Annotated in this window: 24 protein-coding genes; 8 read left to right on the top strand and 16 right to left on the bottom strand. The window is 56.4% G+C overall.

Annotated features, from left to right (window positions below; translation table 11 throughout):
• Positions 1-27 precede the first annotated feature (27 nt).
• From C7387_RS06660 to C7387_RS06670, 3 genes are all read right to left on the bottom strand, one after another.
• Entirely contained in the window at positions 28-1,146 is a 1,119-nt protein-coding gene (locus tag C7387_RS06660) for an S-(hydroxymethyl)glutathione dehydrogenase/class III alcohol dehydrogenase (protein WP_120816349.1), read from the bottom strand.
• A gap of 24 nt (positions 1,147-1,170) precedes the next feature.
• Positions 1,171-1,446 carry a metal/formaldehyde-sensitive transcriptional repressor gene (locus C7387_RS06665; RefSeq protein ID WP_038257693.1) on the bottom strand — a complete coding sequence of 92 codons (276 nt, stop codon included), beginning with the start codon at positions 1,444-1,446 and terminating at the stop codon, positions 1,171-1,173.
• A 115-nt stretch (positions 1,447-1,561) separates the two neighbouring features.
• A complete protein-coding gene (locus C7387_RS06670; RefSeq protein ID WP_006819850.1) occupies positions 1,562-1,846 on the bottom strand; it encodes a hypothetical protein in 285 nt (94 codons plus the stop codon).
• A gap of 356 nt (positions 1,847-2,202) precedes the next feature.
• Between C7387_RS06670 and C7387_RS06675 the strand changes: the two genes are divergently transcribed.
• The gene (locus C7387_RS06675; protein ID WP_006819849.1) at positions 2,203-3,003 is read left to right on the top strand and encodes an MBL fold metallo-hydrolase; all 801 of its coding nucleotides are present in this window, start codon (positions 2,203-2,205) and stop codon (positions 3,001-3,003) included.
• Positions 3,004-3,005: 2 nt separating this feature from the next.
• Here the strand turns inward: C7387_RS06675 and C7387_RS06680 are convergent, their stop codons facing one another.
• From C7387_RS06680 to cybB, 4 genes are all read right to left on the bottom strand, one after another.
• Positions 3,006-3,398, bottom strand: a complete 393-nt coding sequence (locus tag C7387_RS06680) for a hypothetical protein (RefSeq protein ID WP_120816350.1) — start codon at positions 3,396-3,398, stop codon at positions 3,006-3,008.
• Between the two features lie 118 nt (positions 3,399-3,516).
• The gene (locus tag C7387_RS06685; protein ID WP_006819847.1) at positions 3,517-3,699 is read right to left on the bottom strand and encodes a DUF1869 domain-containing protein; all 183 of its coding nucleotides are present in this window, start codon (positions 3,697-3,699) and stop codon (positions 3,517-3,519) included.
• Positions 3,700-3,709: 10 nt separating this feature from the next.
• A complete protein-coding gene (locus C7387_RS06690) occupies positions 3,710-4,069 on the bottom strand; it encodes a TehB family protein (RefSeq protein ID WP_038257698.1) in 360 nt (119 codons plus the stop codon).
• 110 nt (positions 4,070-4,179) lie between these two features.
• Complete coding sequence (gene cybB / locus C7387_RS06695) at positions 4,180-4,710, bottom strand: cytochrome b561 (protein WP_006819845.1); 531 nt, start codon at positions 4,708-4,710, stop codon at positions 4,180-4,182.
• 196 nt (positions 4,711-4,906) lie between these two features.
• Between cybB and gap the strand changes: the two genes are divergently transcribed.
• Positions 4,907-5,908 carry a type I glyceraldehyde-3-phosphate dehydrogenase gene (gap, locus tag C7387_RS06700; protein ID WP_006819844.1) on the top strand — a complete coding sequence of 334 codons (1,002 nt, stop codon included), beginning with the start codon at positions 4,907-4,909 and terminating at the stop codon, positions 5,906-5,908.
• A gap of 57 nt (positions 5,909-5,965) precedes the next feature.
• Entirely contained in the window at positions 5,966-6,742 is a 777-nt protein-coding gene (locus tag C7387_RS06705; protein ID WP_120816731.1) for an MBL fold metallo-hydrolase, read from the top strand.
• A 40-nt stretch (positions 6,743-6,782) separates the two neighbouring features.
• Here the strand turns inward: C7387_RS06705 and C7387_RS06710 are convergent, their stop codons facing one another.
• From C7387_RS06710 to C7387_RS23115, 3 genes are all read right to left on the bottom strand, one after another.
• On the bottom strand, positions 6,783-7,583 hold the full coding sequence (locus tag C7387_RS06710) for a YdcF family protein (RefSeq protein ID WP_420855516.1): 801 nt from the start codon (positions 7,581-7,583) through the stop codon (positions 6,783-6,785).
• A gap of 72 nt (positions 7,584-7,655) precedes the next feature.
• Entirely contained in the window at positions 7,656-7,916 is a 261-nt protein-coding gene (locus tag C7387_RS23110) for a hypothetical protein (protein WP_244922349.1), read from the bottom strand.
• Between the two features lie 43 nt (positions 7,917-7,959).
• Positions 7,960-8,277, bottom strand: a complete 318-nt coding sequence (locus C7387_RS23115; RefSeq protein ID WP_244922350.1) for a hypothetical protein — start codon at positions 8,275-8,277, stop codon at positions 7,960-7,962.
• A gap of 329 nt (positions 8,278-8,606) precedes the next feature.
• On the opposite strand from C7387_RS23115, the gene C7387_RS06720 reads away from it, so the two are divergent.
• Genes C7387_RS06720 through C7387_RS06730 form a run of 3 tightly spaced genes read left to right on the top strand, consistent with a single transcriptional unit; the run spans position 8,607 to position 12,740 of the window.
• Complete coding sequence (locus C7387_RS06720; RefSeq protein ID WP_420855498.1) at positions 8,607-10,259, top strand: MFS transporter; 1,653 nt, start codon at positions 8,607-8,609, stop codon at positions 10,257-10,259.
• Positions 10,260-10,290: 31 nt separating this feature from the next.
• A complete protein-coding gene (locus C7387_RS06725; RefSeq protein ID WP_006819838.1) occupies positions 10,291-11,373 on the top strand; it encodes an HlyD family secretion protein in 1,083 nt (360 codons plus the stop codon).
• Positions 11,370-12,740, top strand: coding sequence for an efflux transporter outer membrane subunit (locus C7387_RS06730; protein WP_120816352.1), 1,371 nt, complete (start codon positions 11,370-11,372; stop codon positions 12,738-12,740). Before C7387_RS06725 ends, C7387_RS06730 begins: the two co-directional genes overlap by 4 nt.
• A gap of 72 nt (positions 12,741-12,812) precedes the next feature.
• Here the strand turns inward: C7387_RS06730 and hrpA are convergent, their stop codons facing one another.
• Positions 12,813-16,712 (bottom strand): ATP-dependent RNA helicase HrpA, encoded by a 3,900-nt coding sequence (gene hrpA, locus C7387_RS06735; RefSeq protein ID WP_120816733.1) that lies wholly within the window; start codon positions 16,710-16,712, stop codon positions 12,813-12,815.
• A gap of 201 nt (positions 16,713-16,913) precedes the next feature.
• On the opposite strand from hrpA, the gene azoR reads away from it, so the two are divergent.
• On the top strand, positions 16,914-17,519 hold the full coding sequence (azoR, locus tag C7387_RS06740) for an FMN-dependent NADH-azoreductase (protein ID WP_006819835.1): 606 nt from the start codon (positions 16,914-16,916) through the stop codon (positions 17,517-17,519).
• 41 nt (positions 17,520-17,560) lie between these two features.
• On the opposite strand, the gene C7387_RS06745 is transcribed toward azoR, so the two are convergent.
• Together C7387_RS06745 and C7387_RS06750 are read right to left on the bottom strand one after the other, a co-directional pair.
• Complete coding sequence (locus C7387_RS06745; RefSeq protein ID WP_120816353.1) at positions 17,561-18,514, bottom strand: GlxA family transcriptional regulator; 954 nt, start codon at positions 18,512-18,514, stop codon at positions 17,561-17,563.
• A 78-nt stretch (positions 18,515-18,592) separates the two neighbouring features.
• Positions 18,593-19,291, bottom strand: coding sequence for a cysteine hydrolase family protein (locus C7387_RS06750; protein ID WP_120816354.1), 699 nt, complete (start codon positions 19,289-19,291; stop codon positions 18,593-18,595).
• Between the two features lie 357 nt (positions 19,292-19,648).
• On the opposite strand from C7387_RS06750, the gene C7387_RS06755 reads away from it, so the two are divergent.
• Positions 19,649-19,801 carry a Hok/Gef family protein gene (locus C7387_RS06755; protein ID WP_006819831.1) on the top strand — a complete coding sequence of 51 codons (153 nt, stop codon included), beginning with the start codon at positions 19,649-19,651 and terminating at the stop codon, positions 19,799-19,801.
• Positions 19,802-19,900: 99 nt separating this feature from the next.
• On the opposite strand, the gene paaY is transcribed toward C7387_RS06755, so the two are convergent.
• The 3 genes from paaY to paaK form a co-directional block, all read right to left on the bottom strand.
• A complete protein-coding gene (gene paaY / locus C7387_RS06760; protein ID WP_006819830.1) occupies positions 19,901-20,497 on the bottom strand; it encodes a phenylacetic acid degradation protein PaaY in 597 nt (198 codons plus the stop codon).
• Positions 20,498-20,499: 2 nt separating this feature from the next.
• Positions 20,500-21,441, bottom strand: a complete 942-nt coding sequence (gene paaX / locus C7387_RS06765) for a phenylacetic acid degradation operon negative regulatory protein PaaX (RefSeq protein ID WP_006819829.1) — start codon at positions 21,439-21,441, stop codon at positions 20,500-20,502.
• Positions 21,442-21,540: 99 nt separating this feature from the next.
• Positions 21,541-22,857, bottom strand: a complete 1,317-nt coding sequence (gene paaK / locus C7387_RS06770; RefSeq protein WP_120816355.1) for a phenylacetate--CoA ligase PaaK — start codon at positions 22,855-22,857, stop codon at positions 21,541-21,543.
• Between the last annotated feature and the right edge of the window lie 12 nt (positions 22,858-22,869).

Below are 22,869 nucleotides of genomic sequence, written 5' to 3' on the forward strand. Positions count from 1 at the left end.
GCGCCGGGAACCGGCGCGGGTGAGAGATTACTTCTCGCCGAAGTGGATCACGGTACGAATGGATTTACCTTCGTGCATCAGGTCGAACGCCTCGTTGATCTGCTCCAGCGGCATACGGTGGGTGATAAACGGATCGAGGCGAATTTTGCCCGCCATCGCGTCTTCTACCATGCCTGGCAGCTGGGTACGCCCTTTCACACCGCCAAACGCCGAACCACGCCATACGCGACCGGTCACCAGCTGGAACGGACGGGTTTTGATTTCCTGGCCCGCGCCCGCCACGCCGATGATGACGCTCTCGCCCCAGCCTTTGTGGCAGCACTCAAGCGCCGCGCGCATGACGTTGACGTTGCCAATGCACTCAAAGCTGAAGTCGACGCCGCCGTCGGTAAGCTCAACGATCACGTCCTGAATCGGTTTGTCGTAGTCGTTCGGGTTAATGCAGTCGGTGGCACCCATTTCACGCGCGAGAGTGAATTTTTCCGGATTAGTGTCGACAGCCAGAATGCGTCCGGCCTTCGCCTGCGCCGCGCCCTGGATAACCGCCAGACCAATGCCGCCAAGGCCGAACACCGCCACGGTATCGCCCTCTTTAACTTTAGCGGTGTTGTGGACGGCACCAATGCCGGTGGTCACGCCGCAGCCGAGCAGGCAGACTTTGTCCAGCGGCGCCTGCGGGTTCACCTTCGCCAAAGAGATCTCGGCACAAACGGTGTATTCACTGAAGGTGCTGGTGCCCATGTAGTGGTAAATCGGCTCGCCGTTATAAGAGAAACGGGTGGTGCCGTCCGGCATCAGCCCTTTGCCCTGGGTGGCGCGCACGGCCTGGCAGAGGTTGGTTTTGCCCGACTTACAGAACTTACATTCGCGACACTCGGCGGTGTACAGCGGAATAACGTGGTCACCCGGCTGCAGGCTGGTGACGCCCTCGCCGACTTCAACCACAATCCCGCCGCCTTCATGGCCGAGCACCGCCGGGAATACCCCCTCCGGATCGTCACCAGACAGGGTGAAGGCATCGGTGTGGCAGACGCCGGTATGGGTAATTTTAATCAGCACTTCGCCTTTTTTCGGCGGCGCCACGTCAATCTCGACAATCTTAAGCGGCTGACCTGGCCCGAACGCAACGGCGGCACGTGATTTCATATTGTCTCTTCCCTTATTGGTGAATTATTTAAGATATGAGCGTAGCAGATGACCCACTTCCGCCATTCTGAGCGCGCGCTGATCCGGCGTGGTGTCCCCGCTGACCAGTTCATCGTTCAGGTGCATTTCAACCATTTCGCCCATCAGGCCGTTGGCGGCCCCGCGAATGGCGGCGATTTGTTGCAGGATAGTCAGGCACGGCTCGCCAGACTCCAGCGCCCTTTCCAGCGCTTCTACCTGGCCGCGTATGCGACGCACGCGCGTAAGGGCGCGTTTTTTGTCTTCCGGGGAATGTGGCATAAACCCTCCTGTATACTATAGGGGGGTATGGTATCTATATTATTCTGTCCTGTAAACGGGGCTCGCCATCTCACCGGAGTTGATCAGGCTCCGGTGAAACATCCACTACCAACCGTTAAGCATGAAAAACGTCCAGCACCTCCTCGGGGATTGGCCTGATACCGCTATTTTCAATCAGCGTGACAATTTCCTGGGCGCAGGTCGCCCGGCCTACCGCGACGGCGTAAAACTGGCGGTTATGGCGGATATGGTCAACTTCGAACGTTTTTGCGGTCTGGCCACGGTGGGAACCCGTCAGTTTCGGGGGGGTGCCTGACAGGGAGAGTATTCTCTGGGGGTAATCCTCGACAATAACCTCGCCGTCCAGTCCATTTCCAATGATGAGGTATTCAGCTTTCACTTTCTTCCTCCTGTTTGATAAAACGCGGACAGGAAGACGGAGTGCAGGTCAGCCTATCTCGCGATAGTGTCGCAACCATCCAGGAAAGTATTCGCGAAAATGTTCCGATAACTGGTGGGTCTATGGTTCAGCGTTACCGGCATGTTCATGCGCTCTTTTCGAGCACGCCAGCTAAGGTAAAGCCTTTCACTGACGATTCGGCTGCAGTTTCACAGTCTGTCTTTGATAACCACTCAAAGACCAGGGTTAAGTATATAGCACCTTTTCATTAGCGCTTGCGAGCATCTTTTTTGCTGGGTGCGACGTAAGCCGCAGGATATACTGCTACGCAACGGAAACTCACAGGAACGAGTCCCATGGCCCTTACCCTCAGCGTGCTGCTGGAAAACCGCCGCGCCCCGGGCGCAGACCCTGCCCTCATCGCCCGCGCCGGGCTGAGCCTGCTGCTGCAGGACGGCGAGACCCGCATCTTGTTTGATACCGGACCGGACGCCAGTTTTCAGCATAATGCGCAACGTATGGGGATTTCACTCGCCAATCTTACCGCCGTTGTGTTGTCGCACGGCCACTACGACCACTGCGGCGGTGTGCCCTGGCTTGCCGACAATACGCGCATCATCTGCCACCCCCAGGTTGGCCGCGAACGCTTCGCCGTCGCCAGGCTGGCTGGCTTTAGCCGAAGAATCAAAACCCTCTCCCGTGCTAACGACTACAGTCGTCATCAGATGGATTACCGCACAGAGCCGCTACACATCAGCGAGCGCTTTATGTGGTCTGGCGAAATTCATGTCGACAATCCTCGCGCCTACGGTGCTCTGGGTGGAGCAGCGGAAGAAATCGACTACGTGATTGACGAAGGGGTGATTATCTATAAGTCCGATCGCGGGCTGGTGATTGTGACCGGCTGCGGGCATCGCGGGATTATCAATATTGTGCGCCACTGTCAGAAGATAACCGGTATCAAGCGCATTCACGCGTTGATTGGCGGGTTCCATTTACGCAGCGCCTCACCGCGCACGCTGTTACAGGTTCGCCAGTTTCTAAAGCAGGAAAAGCCGGAGCTGGTGATGGGCTGCCACTGCACCGGCGACTGGGCGCGGCTGTGGTTGCCGAAGATGGTCTCCCCGGCAACGGGCGATGTCATCGTGCTGGAATAATACTAGGAAAGCTTGATGTACGGCAGTTTCGACTGCCCGCTATCGGGTTTGAGCAACTGTCGGGTGGTTGAGACGTAGTTCTCACGCGACGCCAGCAGGGCCGTTTTAAACTGCAACAGCGCTTTATGCTCGTCAGATAGCGGCTTCGCTGTCGTGCTTTTATGTGCCGCCGGATGCGGAGTGCTCATGCTGTGGGCGCTGAAAAAATTCACCGTTTGCTTGAGCACGGAAGGCGTCAGTCTGGCAAAGTGAACTTTACTTTTCGCCTCCGCTTTGACATTGCTCAGATGCGCCGTAAAGTTCCGATCGCCGCCGGGCGAAAGCGCCTTCCAGCCTGCTGTGTTGCCCGTGGGTTTAGTCGCTGGTTTCGTAGGCTCTGCAATTTTATTAACCACAAAAATCTCCTGATTGGGTTACATTAATCCCTCAAGTTACGCAGGAATAATACGCCCGGATTTTGTGGTTAATGTGGTAAGCACAACTCGTTTCGTCATGCATATTGCAGGTTAATGACTACCAGCCACAAACCTCTTTGTCTTCTTCGGTGTCATAGCCCCTGACGACGTTAACCAGATCTTTCACCACGTTAGCGGCAATTTCCGGCACCAGCAGGGTCATCGGCGCTTCGGTTTCATAATCGACAGACACGCCGTTACTGTTGTTTGTGACCGTCACGGTATAGGTTGCCTTCGCCATTTTCTTCTCCTTACTTCTTCGCTTTTGCACTCTGCTGCATGCCGGACCCGGCGAGCAGCACTTCAGGTGCAACATAAAAATCGATGTTAAACCAGGTATCGTCGCCAACCAGCTCAAGGTGATGCCATTTCTCCGGTGGGAAGACGGCAAAATGCCCTGCCTCAATGACCATCACTTCTACCGGCTCCGGGCTGTGCTCGTCGGCATAACCTAAATATTTGACCGTGCCTTTCATCACCGACAGGCGCGGGTAGACGCCCGGACGGGTGCCTTTATCGAGGTGACGCTGAAAGAGTCCCGCGGGCGCGGTCTGGTTGTTCCACAAGGGAGTGGAACGGGTGTGAATACAGTCAGGTGGAATGCGTAACATGCTGCTCCCCTTCTCAGAGCGTGAGTCCGTGAGGACTATTACACCACTCTCAGAGAAGGGTGACCACACAAAACGTGCAGTTTAGATGCATGTTATCCTTAGGGGTTAATTCAGGAACGCTTGCGCGGCATCATCCGCAGCAGGGTGTTATCTTTCCAGTAATAGTGATGTGCCAGCGCCGCAGCAGCATGAATACCAATGACCCAGTAGCCTAAATTAGCAAGAAAGCCGTGGTACTCCTTCAGGGTATCTGCCAGCTTAAAATTAGCCACCGACGCGCTCGGCATGGTAAGACCAAAGGCAAACCACGGGCTCCCTTTGCTGTACTGCATCACCAGACCGATAATCGGCAGAATGATGAACAGCAAATAGATAACCAGGTGACCAAGGTGCGACATCCCGGTGATCATCGGTTTTGGTTTCGGCACAATTGGCGGCGCCGGGCGCTTCAGGCGAATCAGTAAACGCGCCACCATCAATACCAGAATCGAGATGCCACCGGACACGTGCACCATGTTAAACGCCGGACGGTATTCCCTTGGGAAGAAGCCCCGTATTTCCATCGCCGTATAGGTGACGATAACCAGCAGAAAGACCAGCCAGTGAATACCTATCTGCAATCCCGAATATTTGTCGCGCATCTCAGTTCCCGCTACCAAAAGTGTGATGCGCACAACATAACGACCTTTCCTTAAAAATTCATTAACTTTTCTGTATAGATTTTCAAGTGCTTAATCTGTGTATCGCAATGATAGTTTGCCCCATTCAACAGAGTGCGCTATGCCTGGATAAGTTTATACATCCCGACCTGTTAAATTCTCATCTAAGGAGTATTCCATGAGTAAAATTGGCATAAATGGTTTTGGACGTATTGGCCGCCTGGTATTGCGCCGTCTTCTCGAAGTCAAAACCCCGGTCGAAGTCGTCGCGATAAACGACCTCACCTCCCCCAAAGTACTGGCCTACCTGCTCAAGCATGACAGCAACTACGGTCCCTTCCCCTGGAGCGTGGACTACACCGAAGACGCGCTGATTGTGAACGGCAAAAAAATCACGGTCTACGCCGAAAAAGACGCGAAAAATATCCCGTGGAAAGCCGCGGGGGCCACGTTAATTGTCGAATGTACCGGGTTCTACACCTCCGCCGAAAAAGCACAGGCGCACCTGGATGCCGGGGCGAAGAAAGTGCTTATCTCTGCCCCTGCGGGCGAGATGAAAACCATCGTTTATAACGTCAACGATGACACGCTCGATGCTAAAGACACTATTATCTCGGTGGCATCCTGCACCACCAACTGCCTGGCACCGATGGCGAAAGTGCTGAACGATGCTTTCGGCATTAAACTTGGCACCATGACCACCATTCACGCCTACACCGGCACCCAGGCGCTGGTCGACGGGCCGCGAGGCAAAGATCTTCGCGCCTCCCGCGCGGCGGCGGAAAACATCATTCCGCACACCACCGGGGCGGCAAAGGCCATCGGTCTGGTTATTCCGGCGCTTAGCGGCAAGCTCAAAGGCCACGCCCAGCGCGTACCGGTGAAAACCGGCTCCGTCACCGAGCTGGTGTCAATTCTGAACAAGAAAGTCACCGTCGATGAAATTCATCAGGCGGTGAAAAAAGCCACCGAGAAGAACGAATCCTTCGGCTATACCGAAGAAGAAATCGTCTCCTCCGACGTTATCGGTTCACACTTCGGTTCAGTGTTTGATGCCACTCAAACCGAAATCACCGAAGCGGGCGATCTGCAGTTAGTGAAAACCGTCTCCTGGTACGACAACGAGTACGGGTTCGTGACCCAGCTGGTTCGGGTACTGGATAAATTCAACAAGCTGTAATACCCGGTCTCGCGGAGGCTAAGCCCTCCGCGATGTCACCGTTGTCGGGAAATGCTGATGAAAATTCAACAGATTCGCAATGCCACATTACGTCTGGATTATGCGGGAAGGCGGTTTCTGATAGATCCGATGTTCGCCGATAAGGCCTCTTCTCCCGGTTTTCCCGGTACTGCCCGCTCCCACCTGCGCAACCCGCTGGTCGCTCTGCCGGTTCCTGTTCCTGAACTTATTGATGTTGATGCCGTTCTCATCACCCATACGCATCCGGATCACTGGGATGATGCCGCCCGAGAGGCGCTCCCCACCGCCATCCCCATTTATACGCAAAACGACAGCGATGCTGCGCTTATACGTTCCCAGGGATTCACCAACGTACAGACGTTGTTGACGGAAAACCGCGTAGCGGGCATCACCATCATCAAAACAACGGGTCAGCACGGCAGCGACGAAGCCTACGCCAACCCGCAGATGGCCGCGTTTCTCGGCGATGCCTGTGGCCTGGTGTTTAAAGATCCTGCAGAAAAAACGCTGTATATCGCTGGCGATACCATCTGGGTGAAACCTTATGAAGAGAGTCTTCGCACCCATCGACCCGATGTCGTGGTGTTAAATGCCGGCCAGGCAATGGTCGACGGCATTGGCGCCATCATCATGGGAAAAGAGGATGTGCTGGGCACGCACCAGGTATTGCCTCATGCGATGGTCATAGCCTCACATATGGAGGCGGTGAATCATTGTATCCTGAGCCGCGACGAGCTGCGGGCCTATGCCGCAGCAGAGCAAATTGAACAGCATGTTCGCGTTCCTGCCGACGGCGAAACCTTGACCTTCTGAATCAGATTTGCCCGCTGAAGAGATCTCCAGCGGGTCACCTTCAAGCCAGCGCCCGGCTTTTCAGCGCGTTCTGTAGCGGCTCGTCGTCACGCAGCGTCTGCCACGCCGCCTCGACGTCCGGTGGAACTTCAACGTGGGCAATGAAGTGTTTACCAAGCGGTCCGTAGCCTTCTGCGTCGTCGCGCAGGCGCGGCACTTCACCCATCAGCAGCGACAGATAGCGTTCTACCGCCCACAGCCCCGCCTCTTCTCCGTCGAAACGAACGCCGCCTTCGTCGTGGCGTAATACGGGGATAAACCCGGGATAGCTCGTCCATACCGGCGCCTGTTCTGCCTCCTGCCACACGCGGGCAAAGGTAGCCATAGTGCGGCGCTGCATCGTCGGATCCTGCACCACAATGCCGTGGCGACACGCCAGACCAACGTCTTCCATCATCGCCCGGGTGAACCAGGCGTTTTGCCCGCAGTTTGTCGATTTATCCTCAACGAGGATGCGATCCTGAGGAATATTCCAGAACTGATGCGCGATATCCGCGAGGATAGCGGCCTCCGGACGGCCGGTCGTCGCAATGGCGCTATAGCGCGGATGATGGGCAATGGTGTCGTACAGAAAAGACGTGGAGTGGCCAATACCACCGCTGATAAGCAGAATTTGCTCACCGCCCGCCACCAGCTGGCAGGCAGCATCTATCGCTGGGATCACCGCGTTTCCCGCCAGCACCACCACGTCGCCCTCGCCCGGCTGAGGGCGCGGTGCATAGTCGTTTTCGGCAAGCCAGCTACCAAGCACGTTGGCGGCATTGAGCGTGGCGTCGGATAATAGTGCAAAAGGCGTTGGCATCATGTTCTCTTCTCTGTCGTCCCAGCCCACTATCATACCACTGCACCGCCGATTATTGCCCGCACGATGAATTTAAACCTGCCACCGCCAGGCGGGCCACAGTTTGCGAATGCCAAAATGTTCAGGGCCGTCGGTAATATCATCGCCACCGTCATTTTGTTGGGCTATCTCCTGCCACGGATAGCGTTCTGCGCGCAGGCGTTGCTGGCAGTCATTATTATTTAATAGTGTCGCGACGGCCTGCTGGCGGATATGAATATCGTATTCGGGATAATGGGTGTCGGTGAAGAAATTCCATGCCTCAAATAGCACATTCTCGTTCTGCAAATACATGATGAATCCGTATCCCTTTTCAATCAGACCGTTCTCGGTACGGTTAAATGACGGTATCTCGATCAAGGTTCCATATTGGCGCTGCATGAGCAGCGTTTTTATTTTCTGGTCCTGTTCGCCAAACCCACCGTATAATATTGTTGATACCACGACGCTTTATATTCTGCAGTGCGGTGGTAAATTCGGCGATCAATGGGTCGTCGTTAATATGCAAATCACTGATTAACGCAACCGCTTCGCCTTTTGTTGTGTCAATATTATTCGTCAAAGCCGAACATACTTGTGGGGTATTAGAATATGCCGGCACCGCTGATGCTATCGATAACAGTGCAGCAGACTTTATAAAAGTTCTTCTTTTCATAATCTGGTCCGTGGCTAATTGTTAGACGCAACTCAATCCAGACATCAGAATCATCTGAATTTTTGATCGCAAAACCTTCGTTATCTTTCCACTTCGACGTCATCCCTGCAAATAAAAACAGAACGAAAGAGTTTATTTTACTAACCAGTTCACAAAACAAGACAATGAAAATACTTACACTCTAACGCAGGTGTCCCGCTTCCTTAAAATCGTCTTAATAGGTATTCCCATAAGAAATTCGCACGGATACTCAAACCATTCACTTGATAAATATTTTCTATCAAAGGTAAACTCGCCCGAGCCAAATTCATTCATAAAATCTATCATTCATGCACCTGCCGAAACGTGATCCCTACGCCCCGCACGACTGGGCCCCACACGAAAAACCGGTGCTTTTGGGTTCGCCCTCGACTCCGGAACATACGACACCGAAGCGTATTGCCTACGGCATTGTTGGCCTCCTGGTCTGCCTGACCGGCGCGCTCGGTAACGCGGTAGTAGCCGCTAACCTGCAAAATTTGCAGGGTACGTTTGCCGCCTGGTCGACGGAAATCGCCTGGCTACCGGCGGTTTACGTGATGACCAACATCTCCATCAACCTGCTGCTGGTGAAGTTTCGCCAACAGTACGGGCTGCGCGCCTTCACCGAAGGCTTTCTGGTGCTGTACGTACTGGTGACGTTTTTCCACCTGTTCGTTAACGATCTCAGCAGCGCCATGATGGTGCGCGCCGCGCACGGCATGGTGGCTGCAGCGCTCAGCTCGCTCGGTATTTACTATCAAATTCAGGCCTGGCCCGCGAAGCACCGCTTAAAAGGGCTGACCATCGGAATAACCGGCTCGTCGCTGGCGATCCCCATTGCCCGTCTGTTCTCCACGGAGCTTTTACAACTCGACAATTGGCGCGGGCTCTACTTCTTTGAGCTGGGCCTGGCGCTGGTTTCCCTGGCCTGCGTTATCGCCCTGAAACTGCCGCCAAGCGACCGTAAAAAAGTTTTTGAAAAGAAAGATTTCATCACCTTCTTTCTGCTTGCCCCCGGAATGGCGCTGCTCTGCGCCGTGCTGTCCCTTGGCAAACTCGTCTGGTGGTTTGAAGCGCCGTGGATTGGCTGGTCGCTGGCGGCGGCAACGGTACTGATTATCGCAGCCCTGGTATTTGAACATAATCGCAGCAACCCGCTGCTCAACACCCGCTGGTTGTCGAGCGGCAGTATTGTCCGCCTTGGCCTCATCATGCTGCTTATTCGCATCGCGCTGGCAGAGCAAAACACCGGAATCATCGGCTGGCTGCAGTACGTGGGGCTACAGAATGAGCAGATGACGCGCCTCGCCTGGTCAATCTTTGCCGGTATTGTCTGCGGCATCGTTGCCAGTTGCCTGACGCTGAAGCCGCAAAAACTGGTCCTGCCGATTATTATTTCGCTCACGGCGATGATGGTTGCCTCCCTGCTGGATAGCCAGTCGAGCAGCCTGACACGGCCTGATCAGCTGATGCTAAGCCAGTTTTTAATCGGCTTTGGCAGCACCTACTTTCTTGCGCCAGCCATGATTGTCGGCATCGGCGGCGTGGTTGCCGACCCGCGCAATCTGGTCAGTTTCTCGGTGCTTTTCGGCATGAGCCAGAACATCGGCGGGCTTCTTGGATCGGCCATTCTTGGCACCTTCCAGACCTGGCGGGAGAAGTTTCACTCAAGCGTTATCGCCGACCAGCTCACGACCCTTAATCCGCTGGTGAATGAGCGACTCCAGCTATACAGCCAGATGTACCAGAATCTGATTGGTGACAGCTCGCTGCTCGTCACCCAGGCCGTTAGCCAGCTGCAGGCCGCCAGCGCGCTGGAGGCTAATATTCTGGCCTGGAACGATACTTACTTACTGACCGCCGCGGTTTCCGGGGTCGCGCTGCTGTGGCTTCTCTGGCGTTTGTTACGCCTGAAGATCACCGCCTATTTAGCGCTCAAACGCGCAACAGGAAGCAAATAATGATGTTTGACGTTTTATTCATGGAGTGGTTATGAGTCAGCAGGATGCTGCCAAAGCGCAGGCCAACACCCGCAATAATCTGAAGGTCGTGTCGATATTTACCGCCGCGGCTATCGGCCTCGTGGGGGTGCTGGTTATTCTCTACGCGTGGCAACTGCCGCCGTTCACCCGCCACAGCCAGTTTACCGATAACGCCTATGTCCGCGGGCTTACCACCTTCATCAGCCCCCAGGTCAACGGCTATATTACGGCGGTCAACGTCCGTGATTTTGACAACGTCAAACAGGGTGATGTGCTGATTCAGATTGATGATCGTATCTATAAACAGCGTGTTCATCAGGCGCAAGCCCAGCTCGCCATGAAGGTAGCGGCGCTCAATAACAACCAGCAGCAGCGAAAAAGTGCCGAAGCGGTGATTGCCCGCAACGAGGCCGCGCTGCAGAACGCCCGGGCGCAGAGCCAGAAATCACAGGCCGATTTACGCCGGGTGAAAGATCTGACTGCCGATGGTTCGTTGTCGATTCGTGAACGCGACGCGGCGCTCGCCGGGGCCGCACAAAGCAGTGCCGATATCGAGCAGGCCAAAGCGACGCTTGAGGTCTCGCGCCAGGATCTACAGTCAACCATCGTTAACCACGCCGCGCTGCAAGCCGACGTAGAAAACGCCAAAGCAAGCCTGGAGCTGGCGCAGATTGACCTGCAGAACAGTCAAATTATTGCCCCGCGCGACGGCCAGTTGGGGCAGATTGCCGTGCGTCTGGGCGCGTATGTCAGCGCCGGGACGCATCTCACCTCGCTGGTCCCACCGCCGCGCTGGGTGATAGCCAACGTCAAAGAGACGCAGTTGGCGCATATTCGCGTGGGTCAGCCGGTGGTCTTTACCGTCGATGCGCTGAACGATAAAGAATTCCGCGGCGTGGTGGAGCGCATTTCGCCCGCCACCGGCGTCGAATTCAGCGCCATTTCTCCGGATAACGCCACCGGGAACTTTGTGAAGATAGCCCAGCGTATTCCAGTGCGGATAACCATTAACGAAGACGAAAAGCTGGTGAGCCAGCTGCGCCCGGGGATGTCGGTACAAGTGGATATCGACACGCATAAGGAGAAGCCATGAGGCGCCTTACGCTGATTGCGGCGGCTCTGCTGCTTGCAGGATGTCAGTCTGCCGATGTTAAACAGGCGGCACCCACGCTGACCATCCCGGCCCAGTGGCGGGCGGCGGTTGGCCCGTCAAGCGCGGCCGAAGGGTTCTGGTGGCGCAATTTTCACGACAGCCAGTTGAACGGTTATGTTGACCAGGCGTTGCGCTACAACAGCGATGTGCTCATCGCCCGCGAACGGGTAAACGAGTATCAGGCCCGGGTTTACGCCAGCGAAGGCAGCCTGTTCCCGGAAGTGGACGTCGGTCTCAACGCCACCCGCGCCCGTGCGCAGTCGGCCGCCACCGGGCTACCGCTGCACAGTACACTGTATCGCGGCAATCTGACGGCCAGCTACGACGTTGACCTGTGGGGAGCCAACCGCAGCACCGCGCGCGCCGCCGGGGCCTCGCTGGATGCACAAAAAGCAGCGGCGGCCGCCGCCGACCTCACCGTTGCCACCGCCGTCTCTGCGGGATATGTCACCCTGCTTTCACTCGACGAGCAGCTGCAGGTAACGCGAGACACGCTGAAATCCCGCGAAGAGGCCTACCAGCTTGCTAAACGTCAGTATGAGACCGGCTATACCTCACGCCTGGAGCTAATGCAGGCCGATTCTGAACTGCGCGCCACCCGGGCGCAGGTGCCGCAGATACAGCACCAGATAACCCTGCAGGAGAATGCCCTGAGTATTCTTCTCGGTGAAAATCCGACGACGCTGCGTCGCGGGGAGTTTGCCGGCCTCACGCCGCTGATGCTGCCGTCACAGCTGCCGTCTACCCTGCTTAACCGCCGCCCGGATATTGTGCAGGCCCAGCGCCAGCTGTTGGCCGCTGATAACACCCTCGCCGCCTCGCGGGCACAGCTGCTGCCGTCAATCAATCTCACCGCCACCGGCAGCCTGCAGAAAGACACGCTGTCGGGGCTTATTGATAATCCGCTCAGCCTGTGGAGCGTCGGCGGCAGTATTCTGGCGCCGTTGCTCAACCGCCAGGCGCTGAATGCCCAGGTCGACGTGTCGATGTCGCAGCGTAATCAGGCGCTGTACGGCTATGAGAAAACCGTGCGTAACGCATTCAGAGAGGTTAACGACAGCATCGACGCTATCGCTCGTCTTGGGGAACAGCTGGAGGAACTGCGCGGCCAGGAAGCGGTCGCCCAGGAGACGCTGCGCATTGCCAGCAACCGTTATCGCAACGGTTACTCTTCATACCTTGACGTGCTGGACGCGCAGCGCACGCTGTTTAGCACCCAGCTCAGTGAAGTTCAGGTGAAAAACAGCCTGCTGCTGGCGCAAATCGATCTTTACCGTGCGCTGGGCGGCGGCTGGAGCGCTGTGTAGACCCGCCGGATGCGGCGAGTGCCTTATCCGGCCTACTCTCGCCTGCAGGCCGGATAAGCGCAGCGCATCCAACTACGCCAGCTGTTCCATCGCCTGCAAAATACGCTTATCCGAAATCGGATACGGCGTTCCCAGCTGCTGCGCAAAGTAGCTGACGCGCAGCTCTTCAAGCATCCAGCGGATCTCTTTGACGTCATCATCGTCACGACGGGCAGGCGGTAGTTTGTTGAACCACTGCTGCCACGCCTGCTGAACGCTGTCGACTTTCAGCATCTGCGCCCGATCGCGGTGCGGATCGATTGCCATTTTCTCCAGCCGACGCTCAATCGCCTGCAGATAACGCAGCGTATCGCCAAGTTTGCGGAATCCGTTGCCGGTAACGAACCCACGGTACACCAGACCGGCCATCTGCGATTTTACGTCAGACAGCCCCAGCGCCATGGTCATATCCACACGCCCTTTCAGGCGTTTGTTGATATTGAACACCGTGGTCAATATCTGCTCGACCTGTTTGGCTATCTCCACCACCGTCTCGTTAAGCCCGGCGCGAACCTTATCGTGCAGCGCGGTAAAACCGCTCTCGCTCCACACCGGGCCACCCGCCTCGTGGATCAGCTTATCCACGCCGCAGGAGATGCAGTCGTCGATGAGATCCAGCACTTTGCCGTACGGGTTGAAGTAAAGTCCAAGCTTGGCTTTGTTCGGCAGTTTTTCGTGCAGATATTTAATCGGCGACGGAATGTTGAGCAGCAGCAAACGACGCAGCCCGCGCCACATCGCCTGCTGTTGTTCCTGCGGGTTATCGAAAAGTTTGATAGCCACGCTGTCACGCTCGTCCACCAGCGCGGGCCAGGCCTTCACCTTGTAGTTGCCGCGCTTCTGTTCGTAGCTTTCCGGCAGTTCGCCGAAGCTCCAGATGTGCAGGCCGCTCTGCTCAATACCGTCATCGGCTACCGCCGACAGCGTTTCCTGCACCTTGCCTTTCAGCGCCGCCTTCAGCGCGGCAAGGTCACGCCCTTCCTGCAGCTTTTTGTTTTTGTCGTCGAGTACCCGGAACGTCACTTTCAGGTGATCGGGCACCTGATCCCAGTGCCAGTCTTCACGGTCAACGGTCACGCCGGTCATTCGCCGTAGTTCACGCTCAAGCGATTCCAGCAGCGGTAGCTCCAGTGGCGTAACGCGGCCCAGGAACGCTTCGGCATAGTTCGGTGCCGGAACAAAATTACGTCGCACGGGTTTTGGCAGGGATTTAATCAGCGCAATCACCAGCTCGCGACGCAGCCCCGGGATTTGCCACTCGAAGCCGCCTTCATCAACCTGGTTCAGCAGCGGCAGCGGAATATGCACCGTCACGCCGTCGGCATCGGCACCGGGTTCAAACTGGTAGCTCAGGCGCAGCTTCAGGTTGCCCTGATGCCAGAAGTTCGGGTAATCGAGTTTGCTAACCGACTCCGCCCCTTCTTTGATAAGCATGCTCTTCTCAAAGTTGAGCAGGTCCGGCGTTTCACGGCTGGCCTTTTTCCACCAGTTGTCGAAGTGGCGGGCAGAAATCACATCATGGCTGATGCGCTGGTCGTAGAACTCAAACAGCGATTCATCATCCACCAGAATATCGCGGCGACGGGTTTTATGTTCCAGCTCTTCCACTTCCGCCCGCAGCTTCAGGTTCTCGCGGAAGAAAGCGTGACGCGTCTGCCAGTCGCCCTCTACCAGCGCGTGGCGAATAAACAGCTCGCGGCAGAGCATCGGGTCAATCTGGCTGTAGTTAACCTTACGGGCAGCAACCACCGGCAGGCCGTACACCGTCACCTTCTCGGTCGCCATCACCGCGCCCTGCGCGCGCTCCCAGTGCGGCTCGCTGTACGAGCGTTTCAGCAGGTGCTGAGCCACCGGCTCGACCCATTCCGGATCGATACGGGCCGCGATGCGCCCCCACAGGCGGCTGGTTTCGACAAGTTCTGCCACCATCGTCCACTTCGGCGGTTTTTTGAATAAACCAGAACCCGGGAAGATCGAGAAGCGGGCGTTACGCGCGCCGGTAAACTCCTGCTTATCGGCATCTTTCATCCCGATGTGTGATAGCAGACCGGTCAGCAACGAAATGTGGATCTCACGATACTCCGCCGGTGTGCTGTTCACCGGAATCCCCAGCTCCTTCACCACCTGGCGCAGCTGGGTGTAGATATCCTGCCACTCGCGCACGCGCAGATAGTTGAGATATTCGGTACGGCATAAGCGGCGGAACTGGTTCGACGACAGCGCTTTCTGCTGCTCGCCGAGGTAGTTCCACAGATTGACGAAAGCGAGGAAATCGGACTCTTTGTCGTGGAAACGACGATGTTTTTCGTCCGAGGCCTGCTGTTTGTCCATCGGACGCTCGCGCGGGTCCTGAATCGACAGCGCCGAGGTAATGATCATCGCCTCACGCACGCAGCCGTGTTTTTGCGCCTCCAGCACCATTCGCGCCAGGCGCGGATCCACCGGCAGTTGCGAAAGCTGACGCCCCTGTGCGGTGAGCTTATAGGCCGTTTGCTGCTCGTCGGTGGTAATGGCTCCCAGCTCTTCGAGCAGGCGTACGCCATCCTGGATGTTACGTTTATCCGGCGCCTCCACAAACGGGAAGGCCGCAATATCGCCCAGCCCCAGCGCCGTCATCTGCAGAATGACCGAGGCCAGGTTGGTGCGCAGAATTTCCGGGTCGGTAAACTCCGGGCGCGAGAGGAAATCATCCTCAGAGTAGAGTCGAATACAGATACCTTCCGACACACGTCCGCAGCGGCCTTTACGCTGGTTAGCCGACGCCTGAGATACCGGTTCAATGGGCAGGCGCTGGACTTTAGTGCGGTAGCTGTAGCGGCTGATCCGCGCGGTACCCGGATCGATAACGTACTTGATACCCGGCACGGTCAGCGAGGTTTCAGCCACGTTGGTCGCCAGCACGATACGCCGCCCGCTGTGCGACTGGAACACGCGGTTTTGCTCGCTGTTCGACAGACGCGCGTACAGCGGCAGGATCTCGGTATGGCGCAGGTCACGCTTGCTGAGCGCATCGGCGGTGTCGCGGATTTCACGTTCACCGCTCATGAAGATCAGAATATCACCCGCACTCTCACGACCCAGCTCATCCACGGCATCAAAAATCGCCTGCAGCTGATCGCGCTCGGTATCATCGGCTTCTTCGACAATCGGGCGATAGCGCACTTCAACCGGGAATGTCCGCCCCGAGACCTCGATAATTGGTGCATTATTGAAGTGACGCGAGAAGCGCTCAGGATCGATGGTCGCGGAGGTGATGATGATTTTCAGATCCGGACGCCGCGGCAGCAGCTCACGCAGGTATCCGAGCAGGAAGTCGATGTTGAGACTACGCTCGTGCGCTTCATCAATAATGATGGTGTCGTACTGCATCAGCAGACGGTCCTGCTGGATTTCCGCCAGCAGGATCCCGTCGGTCATCAGCTTGACCATGGTGTTGTCGCTAACGTGGTCGCTAAAGCGAACTTTATACCCCACGCAGCCGCCCGGCTCGGTTTGCAGCTCTTCGGCAATACGATTGGCAACGGTACGCGCCGCCAGACGACGCGGCTGGGTGTGACCAATCAGCCCTTTCACCCCGCGTCCCAGCTCCATACAAATCTTCGGCAACTGGGTGGTTTTCCCGGAGCCGGTTTCCCCGGCCACAATCACCACCTGGTGGTCGCGAATGGCGTTGAGGATGTCCTGTTTCTTCTGGCTGACCGGCAGGTTTTCCGGGTAGGTAATCACCGGACGCGCGGATTCACGGCGTGCAACCGACGCCGCCGCCTGACTGATTTCATTCGCCATTTCCTGAAGAATGGCCTGCTGAGACTCAGGATTTTTAACTTTCTTCACCCCCTGCAGACGACGCGAGAAGCGCTGTTTGTCGCGCAACATCAGGTTATCAAGCTGCGGGTAGAGTGATGAGAAGGTGATTTTTTGTTGTTCTGTCATAGTGTTAGCGGGCAGCGCACTGCCGGAAAAGTTCGTTCTTACGCAATGGGTATAGAGTACCACATCCACGTTTTCTGTGCCTTGTTCAATAAATTCGAACATAGGATTCGATATATTGCGCTATCCCTGCATCAGGATTGTGAATAAAGTGTCAACAAGCAACAGGGCACGGGCCCGTCAATCTAATATAAGGAATCACCCATGAGCAAAGTATTAGTTCTGAAATCCAGTATTCTGGCAGGGTACTCACAATCTGGTCAGCTTACCGACTATTTTGTTGAACAATGGCGCGAACAGCACTCCGCAGATCAAATCACCGTGCGTGACCTCGCCGCCAACCCGATCCCGGTACTGGATGGTGAACTGGTCGGCGCCCTGCGCCCAGGCGATACTCCGCTGACCCCACGTCAGCAGGAAGCGCTGGCGCTCTCTGATGAGCTCATCGCTGAACTGAAAGCGCATGACGTGATTGTTATCGCCGCACCGATGTACAACTTCAACATCCCGACTCAGCTGAAGAACTACTTCGACCTGGTCGCTCGCGCTGGCGTAACCTTCCGCTACACCGAGAACGGCCCGGAAGGTCTGGTCACCGGTAAACGTGCTGTCGTGCTGTCAAGCCGTGGCGGTATCCACAAAGATACCCCGACCGACATCGTGGCTCCGTACATGAAGCTGTTCCTTGGCTTCATCGGTATCACCGACGTGAACTTCGTGTTTGCTGAAGGCGTGGCTTACGGTCCGGAAGTGGCGACCAAAGCGCAGAACGACGCTAAACTGGCTATCGACGGCTTCGTCGCTGCCTGATGCATTGCCCCTCTCACCGCCCGGTGGGAGGGTTTTCTGTTTTAACGCCCGCGAAACTCACGACGATAGCGTGAAGGGGACGTCGAAAACTGTTTTTGAAAGTGACGTCGTAACGACGTTGTTGACGGTAACCCGACTTCTCCGGCAATCAGCTCAATCGGTTGATCGGTTTTTTCAAGAAATCGCTGCGCGAGAATAATGCGCTGATTCAACAGCCAGACCGCAAAACTACTGCCGGTATTCTGCCGAAAGCGGCGGGAAAAGCTGCGCCGACTCATGCCGGCTTTTTCGGCTACCCCATCCAGCGTCAGGGGTAATTGCAGATTTTCACTGGCCCAGGCAAGAGTGCGAGAAAAACTATCCCCCTGGCGGGTATTCTGTACCGGATGCTCTGCGTACTGCGCCTGACCGCCCTGCCGATGCGGCGGCACCACCAGCTGTCGCGCCACGGTAGTGGCAATCTCCGCCCCCCACAATCGGCGTACCACGTGCAGACAGCAATCGATGCTGGCTGCGGTTCCGGCAGAGGTAATCACGTCCCCTTCGTCAATGTACAGCACGTCGTGATCCACGCGTACATTTGGGTAACGCCGTTGAAAATCCGCAGCCCAGCGCCAGTGGGTGGTGGCCTGTCGGCCAGCCAGCAGCCCGGCGGCGGCGACGACAAAAGCGCCCATGCAAAGCCCCACCACCAGCGCCCCGGCCGTATGCGCCCGTTGCAGCGCCGCCACCAGTTCTGGCTCCGGAATATGCTGTGGGATATCCCAACTGGGGACGATAACCATGTCCATATCGCCCAGGGCATCAAGACCATTTTCAACGACGATGGCGAATCCAGCGTTGGTATTTAAGGTACCGGGTCTCGTGGCGCAGATAGTCAGTGAACAGAGCGCATCGCCCCCGCTAGTGACGGCTTTTTCAAACACCGCACAGGGAACCGAAAGATGAAAAGGGATGATCCCATCAAAAACCACAATGCCAATTTTCACGCCCATGTGAGCAGCCTCCAGAGATGTTAAGCCAGTACAGGACAGGACTTCCCTGACGGCTGCGCGGTGTTAAAAGGTTGCAGGTTACGGCTCAACCGGCAGCGCCAGCACCCGCTCGGTGGTGCTAATTTCCGCAAATACATCGGCGACGGCCGTAAGCGCAGCCCGTTGCAGAACACGATGGTCGACCACTCCACCCTGCCAGTCGTTCAGATCCCTGGTTGCCGTCGCATCTTCAGGAATGATGACGCTGTAGCCGAGCGGTACCGCATCTCGCGCGGTCGACGACACGCACATATGAGTCATCAGCCCGGTCACCACCAGCTGATTGATACCGCGTTTTTTTAGCTGCGCATCGAGACTGGTGCCAACAAAGGCGCTGGGCGTAGCCTTTTTCACCGTGATGTCGTTGGCGCCAGGCAACAGGTCTTTGTGAAATTCGGCATACACCGAACCTTCGGCAAACAGCGGGTCGTTTTTCGCACCAACGTGCTGCACGAAAAACACCGGCATGCCCTTCTGATGCGCAAAGTTCACCAGCTTTTTGCTGTTGTTCAGCGCCTGCATACCATCCGGGATCACCATTTTCCCGGTGAAATACTCGTTCTGAATATCAATAACAATCAGCGCCGTTTTCGATGCCGACAGCGACGTCACGGCGGTCGCACCGCTCATTTCACGAATGGTTTTCGTATTCACTGAAGTGTTCTCCTGTGCCACAGCTTGCTGGGTAATGGCTGACATCATCGTTGCCAGTAACGCATAGCGAAGGGGGTTTTTCATTATCTTTCTCCGTTGAGGTATCAAATGTCGGAGAAATTATTGAGCAAACCACGCGCGGCCAGAAGCCACTCGCAGCACCAAAAGCGGCACTTTCGGGCCAATATTTGTCGCAGAAACGATCAGAAAAAGACGGTGTCAATTTACTTTACGAGCAGGCTCGTAAAACCGGCATGATCTGCTGTTGGCAGAAAGGGAAAGGCATAGAATCAGCGCGGGTGCTTGAGGCTGTCTGGTCTCAGGCCGCTGGCAGGAGCCAGTTAGTGAAAAGCCCCAGGTGATAGTTCTATCAACCCGGGGCTAACACTCCAAACCACAGCAGGTTGGATGTTAGTCTCTTCTTAGCAAGGAGGCAATAACATGCTGACGAAGTACGCCCTCGTGGCAATCATTGTACTGTGTATCGCAGTACTCGGATTCACGTTTCTGGTACGCGAGACGTTATGTGAGTTAAGCGTAAAAGAGCGTGGTATGGAGATTAAGGCTGTTCTCGCTTACGAATCGAGGAAGTAGCTGACGCACGCGGGGAGCAATCCCCGCGTCAGACGGCGAGGTTTGATGCCTGACGCACCCTTTTAGCCCTCTCACCCGAGAGGGCTAATTAACAGCCGGTTACTCAGCGGATTTTGGCCGCAGGTCATCACCAAACTCCAGCCGTTTGCGCCCGGCTTCGACTTCGCGCAGTGGTTCAACCTGATGCATCGTCAGTTTGCAGCGTTCAACCAGCACCTGATACTCACGGGTGCCGCGCACTTTCCAGGCGATCTCGCTGTCGCTGAGCGGGCGAATCGCTTTTGCCGGACTGCCGACGATAAGGTGTCTGGCGGGCATCTCCGCTTTCGCTTTTACGAAGGCCGCCGCCCCGACGATGCTGTCTTCGCCGATCACCGCGCCATCCATAATCACCGCATTCATGCCAACCAGCGCATTGCGGCGGATGATGCAGCCGTGGAGCACGGCGCTATGGCCAATATGTCCGTCCTCTTCCACCACCGTGTCCTGCTCCGGAAAACCGTGCATCACGCAGTTATCCTGAATATTGGCACCATCTTTCACCACAATACGCCCAAAATCGCCGCGCAGACTGGCGTTCGGGCCAACATACACCCCCTTGCCCAGAATCACGTCGCCAATCAGCACCGCGGTAGGATGAACATAGCTCTCTTCAGGTACGACCGGGGTCAGGCCGTCGATTTGATAAACCGGCATACTCACTCCTTATTCAGATGCAGCCCGCCAAAGCGCTGGTAAAACTGGCTTCCCGGCGGCGGCAGTTCGCCCACCGACGTTTCCGCGTTCTCGCTTACCCAGCTCAGCGCTCCTGCTGCCACGCGTTGATAAATGTTAATGCACAGCTGACGCGCGGCCTGTCCGGCCCAGTGCGCAGGCAATAACGCCTCCGGCAGTAAAGGGTCTTTCAGCACCACGCGACGATAAAAGTGAATCAATAGCAGTTGGATCTGAAAACAGCGCGCCGGCGTCAGCTCCTCCGGCCCGGCGTCCCGCAGCAGCGGCAGCAGTGGGCGGAAGGAGTGGATCAGCGATTCGTACATCACGTTCTGCTCGGTCAGCTGCCAGCACTCTTCGACCCTTGAGCGCAGTGCTGCCACCGACATCGCCAGCGGGGAATGTGCCTCAAAGCAGATAACGTTTTCCGCTACTCCGGCCTCATGCAGCAACGCCTGTACGTCCGCCAGCTTTTGCGACGGCGAGGCCATCAGGCTCGGGGCCAGCGTACCAAATCCCTGCCAGATGAGCTGTTTTTTGACATCCGCCAGCGTCGATTTATCCAGCCCTTCCGAAAGCAGCAGCAGCCAGGTACCGTCCCAGGCGGGCTGCTCGGCGCGGTAGATTTTGCCTTCGGCACGGCGGGTCAGACGCAGGCCTTTATCGCTGAGCCGGTAGTAGCTTCGTCGCCCGACGCGGTCAACGTCCAGCCAGCCCTCTTTGTTGAGGCGAAACAGCGCCGTGCGCACAAAACGTTCACCAAAACCCAGCCCTTCCAGCAGCGTTGCCAGGCTCCCGAGCCAGATTTCACCGCCACGATGCGACAGTGCATCACCATACAGAGAAGAAATTAACGATGTACCGCTGATGGGAACGGAGGAAACCGCCTGTTGAATAAAAGCGTCGAGTTTACTCATCTGATTCATTCTTTTATCTTTTTTATCCTGGCTGAATCATAGCACGGATTCTGTTGCCCTCGTCTGAATCCCTCGTCCATTGGGAGAGGGATTCAGATTACACGTCTTTTAACCGTTAGCCGCGACCTTACGCAGATCGAACACCCGGCAGGCTTTACCCTCAGAACGCGGGATACTGCCGCAGTTGACGATGGTGACGTCGGTTGAGATCCCCACCATTGATTTGATGCGGTGGCGCAGCTGATGACACACCTGGCAGCGCTGTTCGTGGGTCAGGCTGAGGCTACTCTCTTTGAGCTCAACCCGCACCGAAAGCGAATCAAGATGCCCGCGACGGTTGACCTCCAGCTGATAGTGCGGGGAGAGATGTTCGAACTTAACGATCTCCTCTTCCAGCTGTGACGGGAAGACGTTCACGCCACGGATAATCAGCATATCGTCGCTGCGTCCACTGATCCTGTCCATTCGCCGCATGGTGCGCGCCGTTCCCGGCAGCAGACGCGTCAAATCGCGGGTACGATAACGGATAACCGGCAGCCCCTCTTTGGTGAGCGTGGTAAACAGCAGCTCGCCCAGTTCGCCGTCTTCCAGCGGCACACCGGTATCCGGGTTGACGATTTCCGGATAGAAATGATCTTCCCAGATGGTCGGGCCGTCGGCGGTTTCGATGCATTCCATCGCCACGCCCGGCCCCATGACTTCCGACAGGCCGTAGATATCAAGCGCGGTGATCCCAAGACGGTGCTCAATCTCATTGCGCATCGCCTGGGTCCACGGCTCGGCGCCAAACACCCCTACCCGCAGCGAACAACTACGGGCATCACCGCCCATCTGCCGCTCCAGCTCTTCAATCAGATTCAGGCAATAGGATGGCGTCACCATGATGATATCCGGCTGAAAGTCACGGATAAGCTGCGCCTGTTTCTCCGTCTGACCGCCGGACATCGGGATAACCGTCGCCCCGAGGCGTTCTGCCCCGTAGTGCGCGCCGAGTCCGCCGGTAAAGAGACCGTAGCCATAAGCCACGTGAATTTTGTCTTTCGCACTGGCACCCGCCGCGCGCAGCGAACGCGCCACCAGGTTTGCCCAGGTATCGATGTCATTTTGCGTATAGCCTACGACCGTTGGTTTACCGGTCGTGCCGGAAGAGGCGTGGATACGCACGATTTTCTCCATTGGCACCGCGAAGGTGTCGAACGGATAGTTGTCCCGCAGATCCTGCTTGGTGGTGCAGGGAAATTTGCGGATGTCGGCAAGCTCTTTGAAGTCGTCAGGGTGAATGCCCGCCGCATCGAACTTACGGCGATACATCGGGACGTTCTGGTACGCGTGATTCAGCGTCCATTTCATGCGCTCAGTCTGCAGCGCCTGAAGTTCGTCACGGGAGGCGGTTTCAATCGGGTCAAGCATGGTTTTCGTTATCATTATAGGGTACTC

This window comes from Yokenella regensburgei (assembly GCF_003634235.1).
Taxonomy (GTDB): Bacteria; Pseudomonadota; Gammaproteobacteria; order Enterobacterales; family Enterobacteriaceae; genus Yokenella; species Yokenella regensburgei.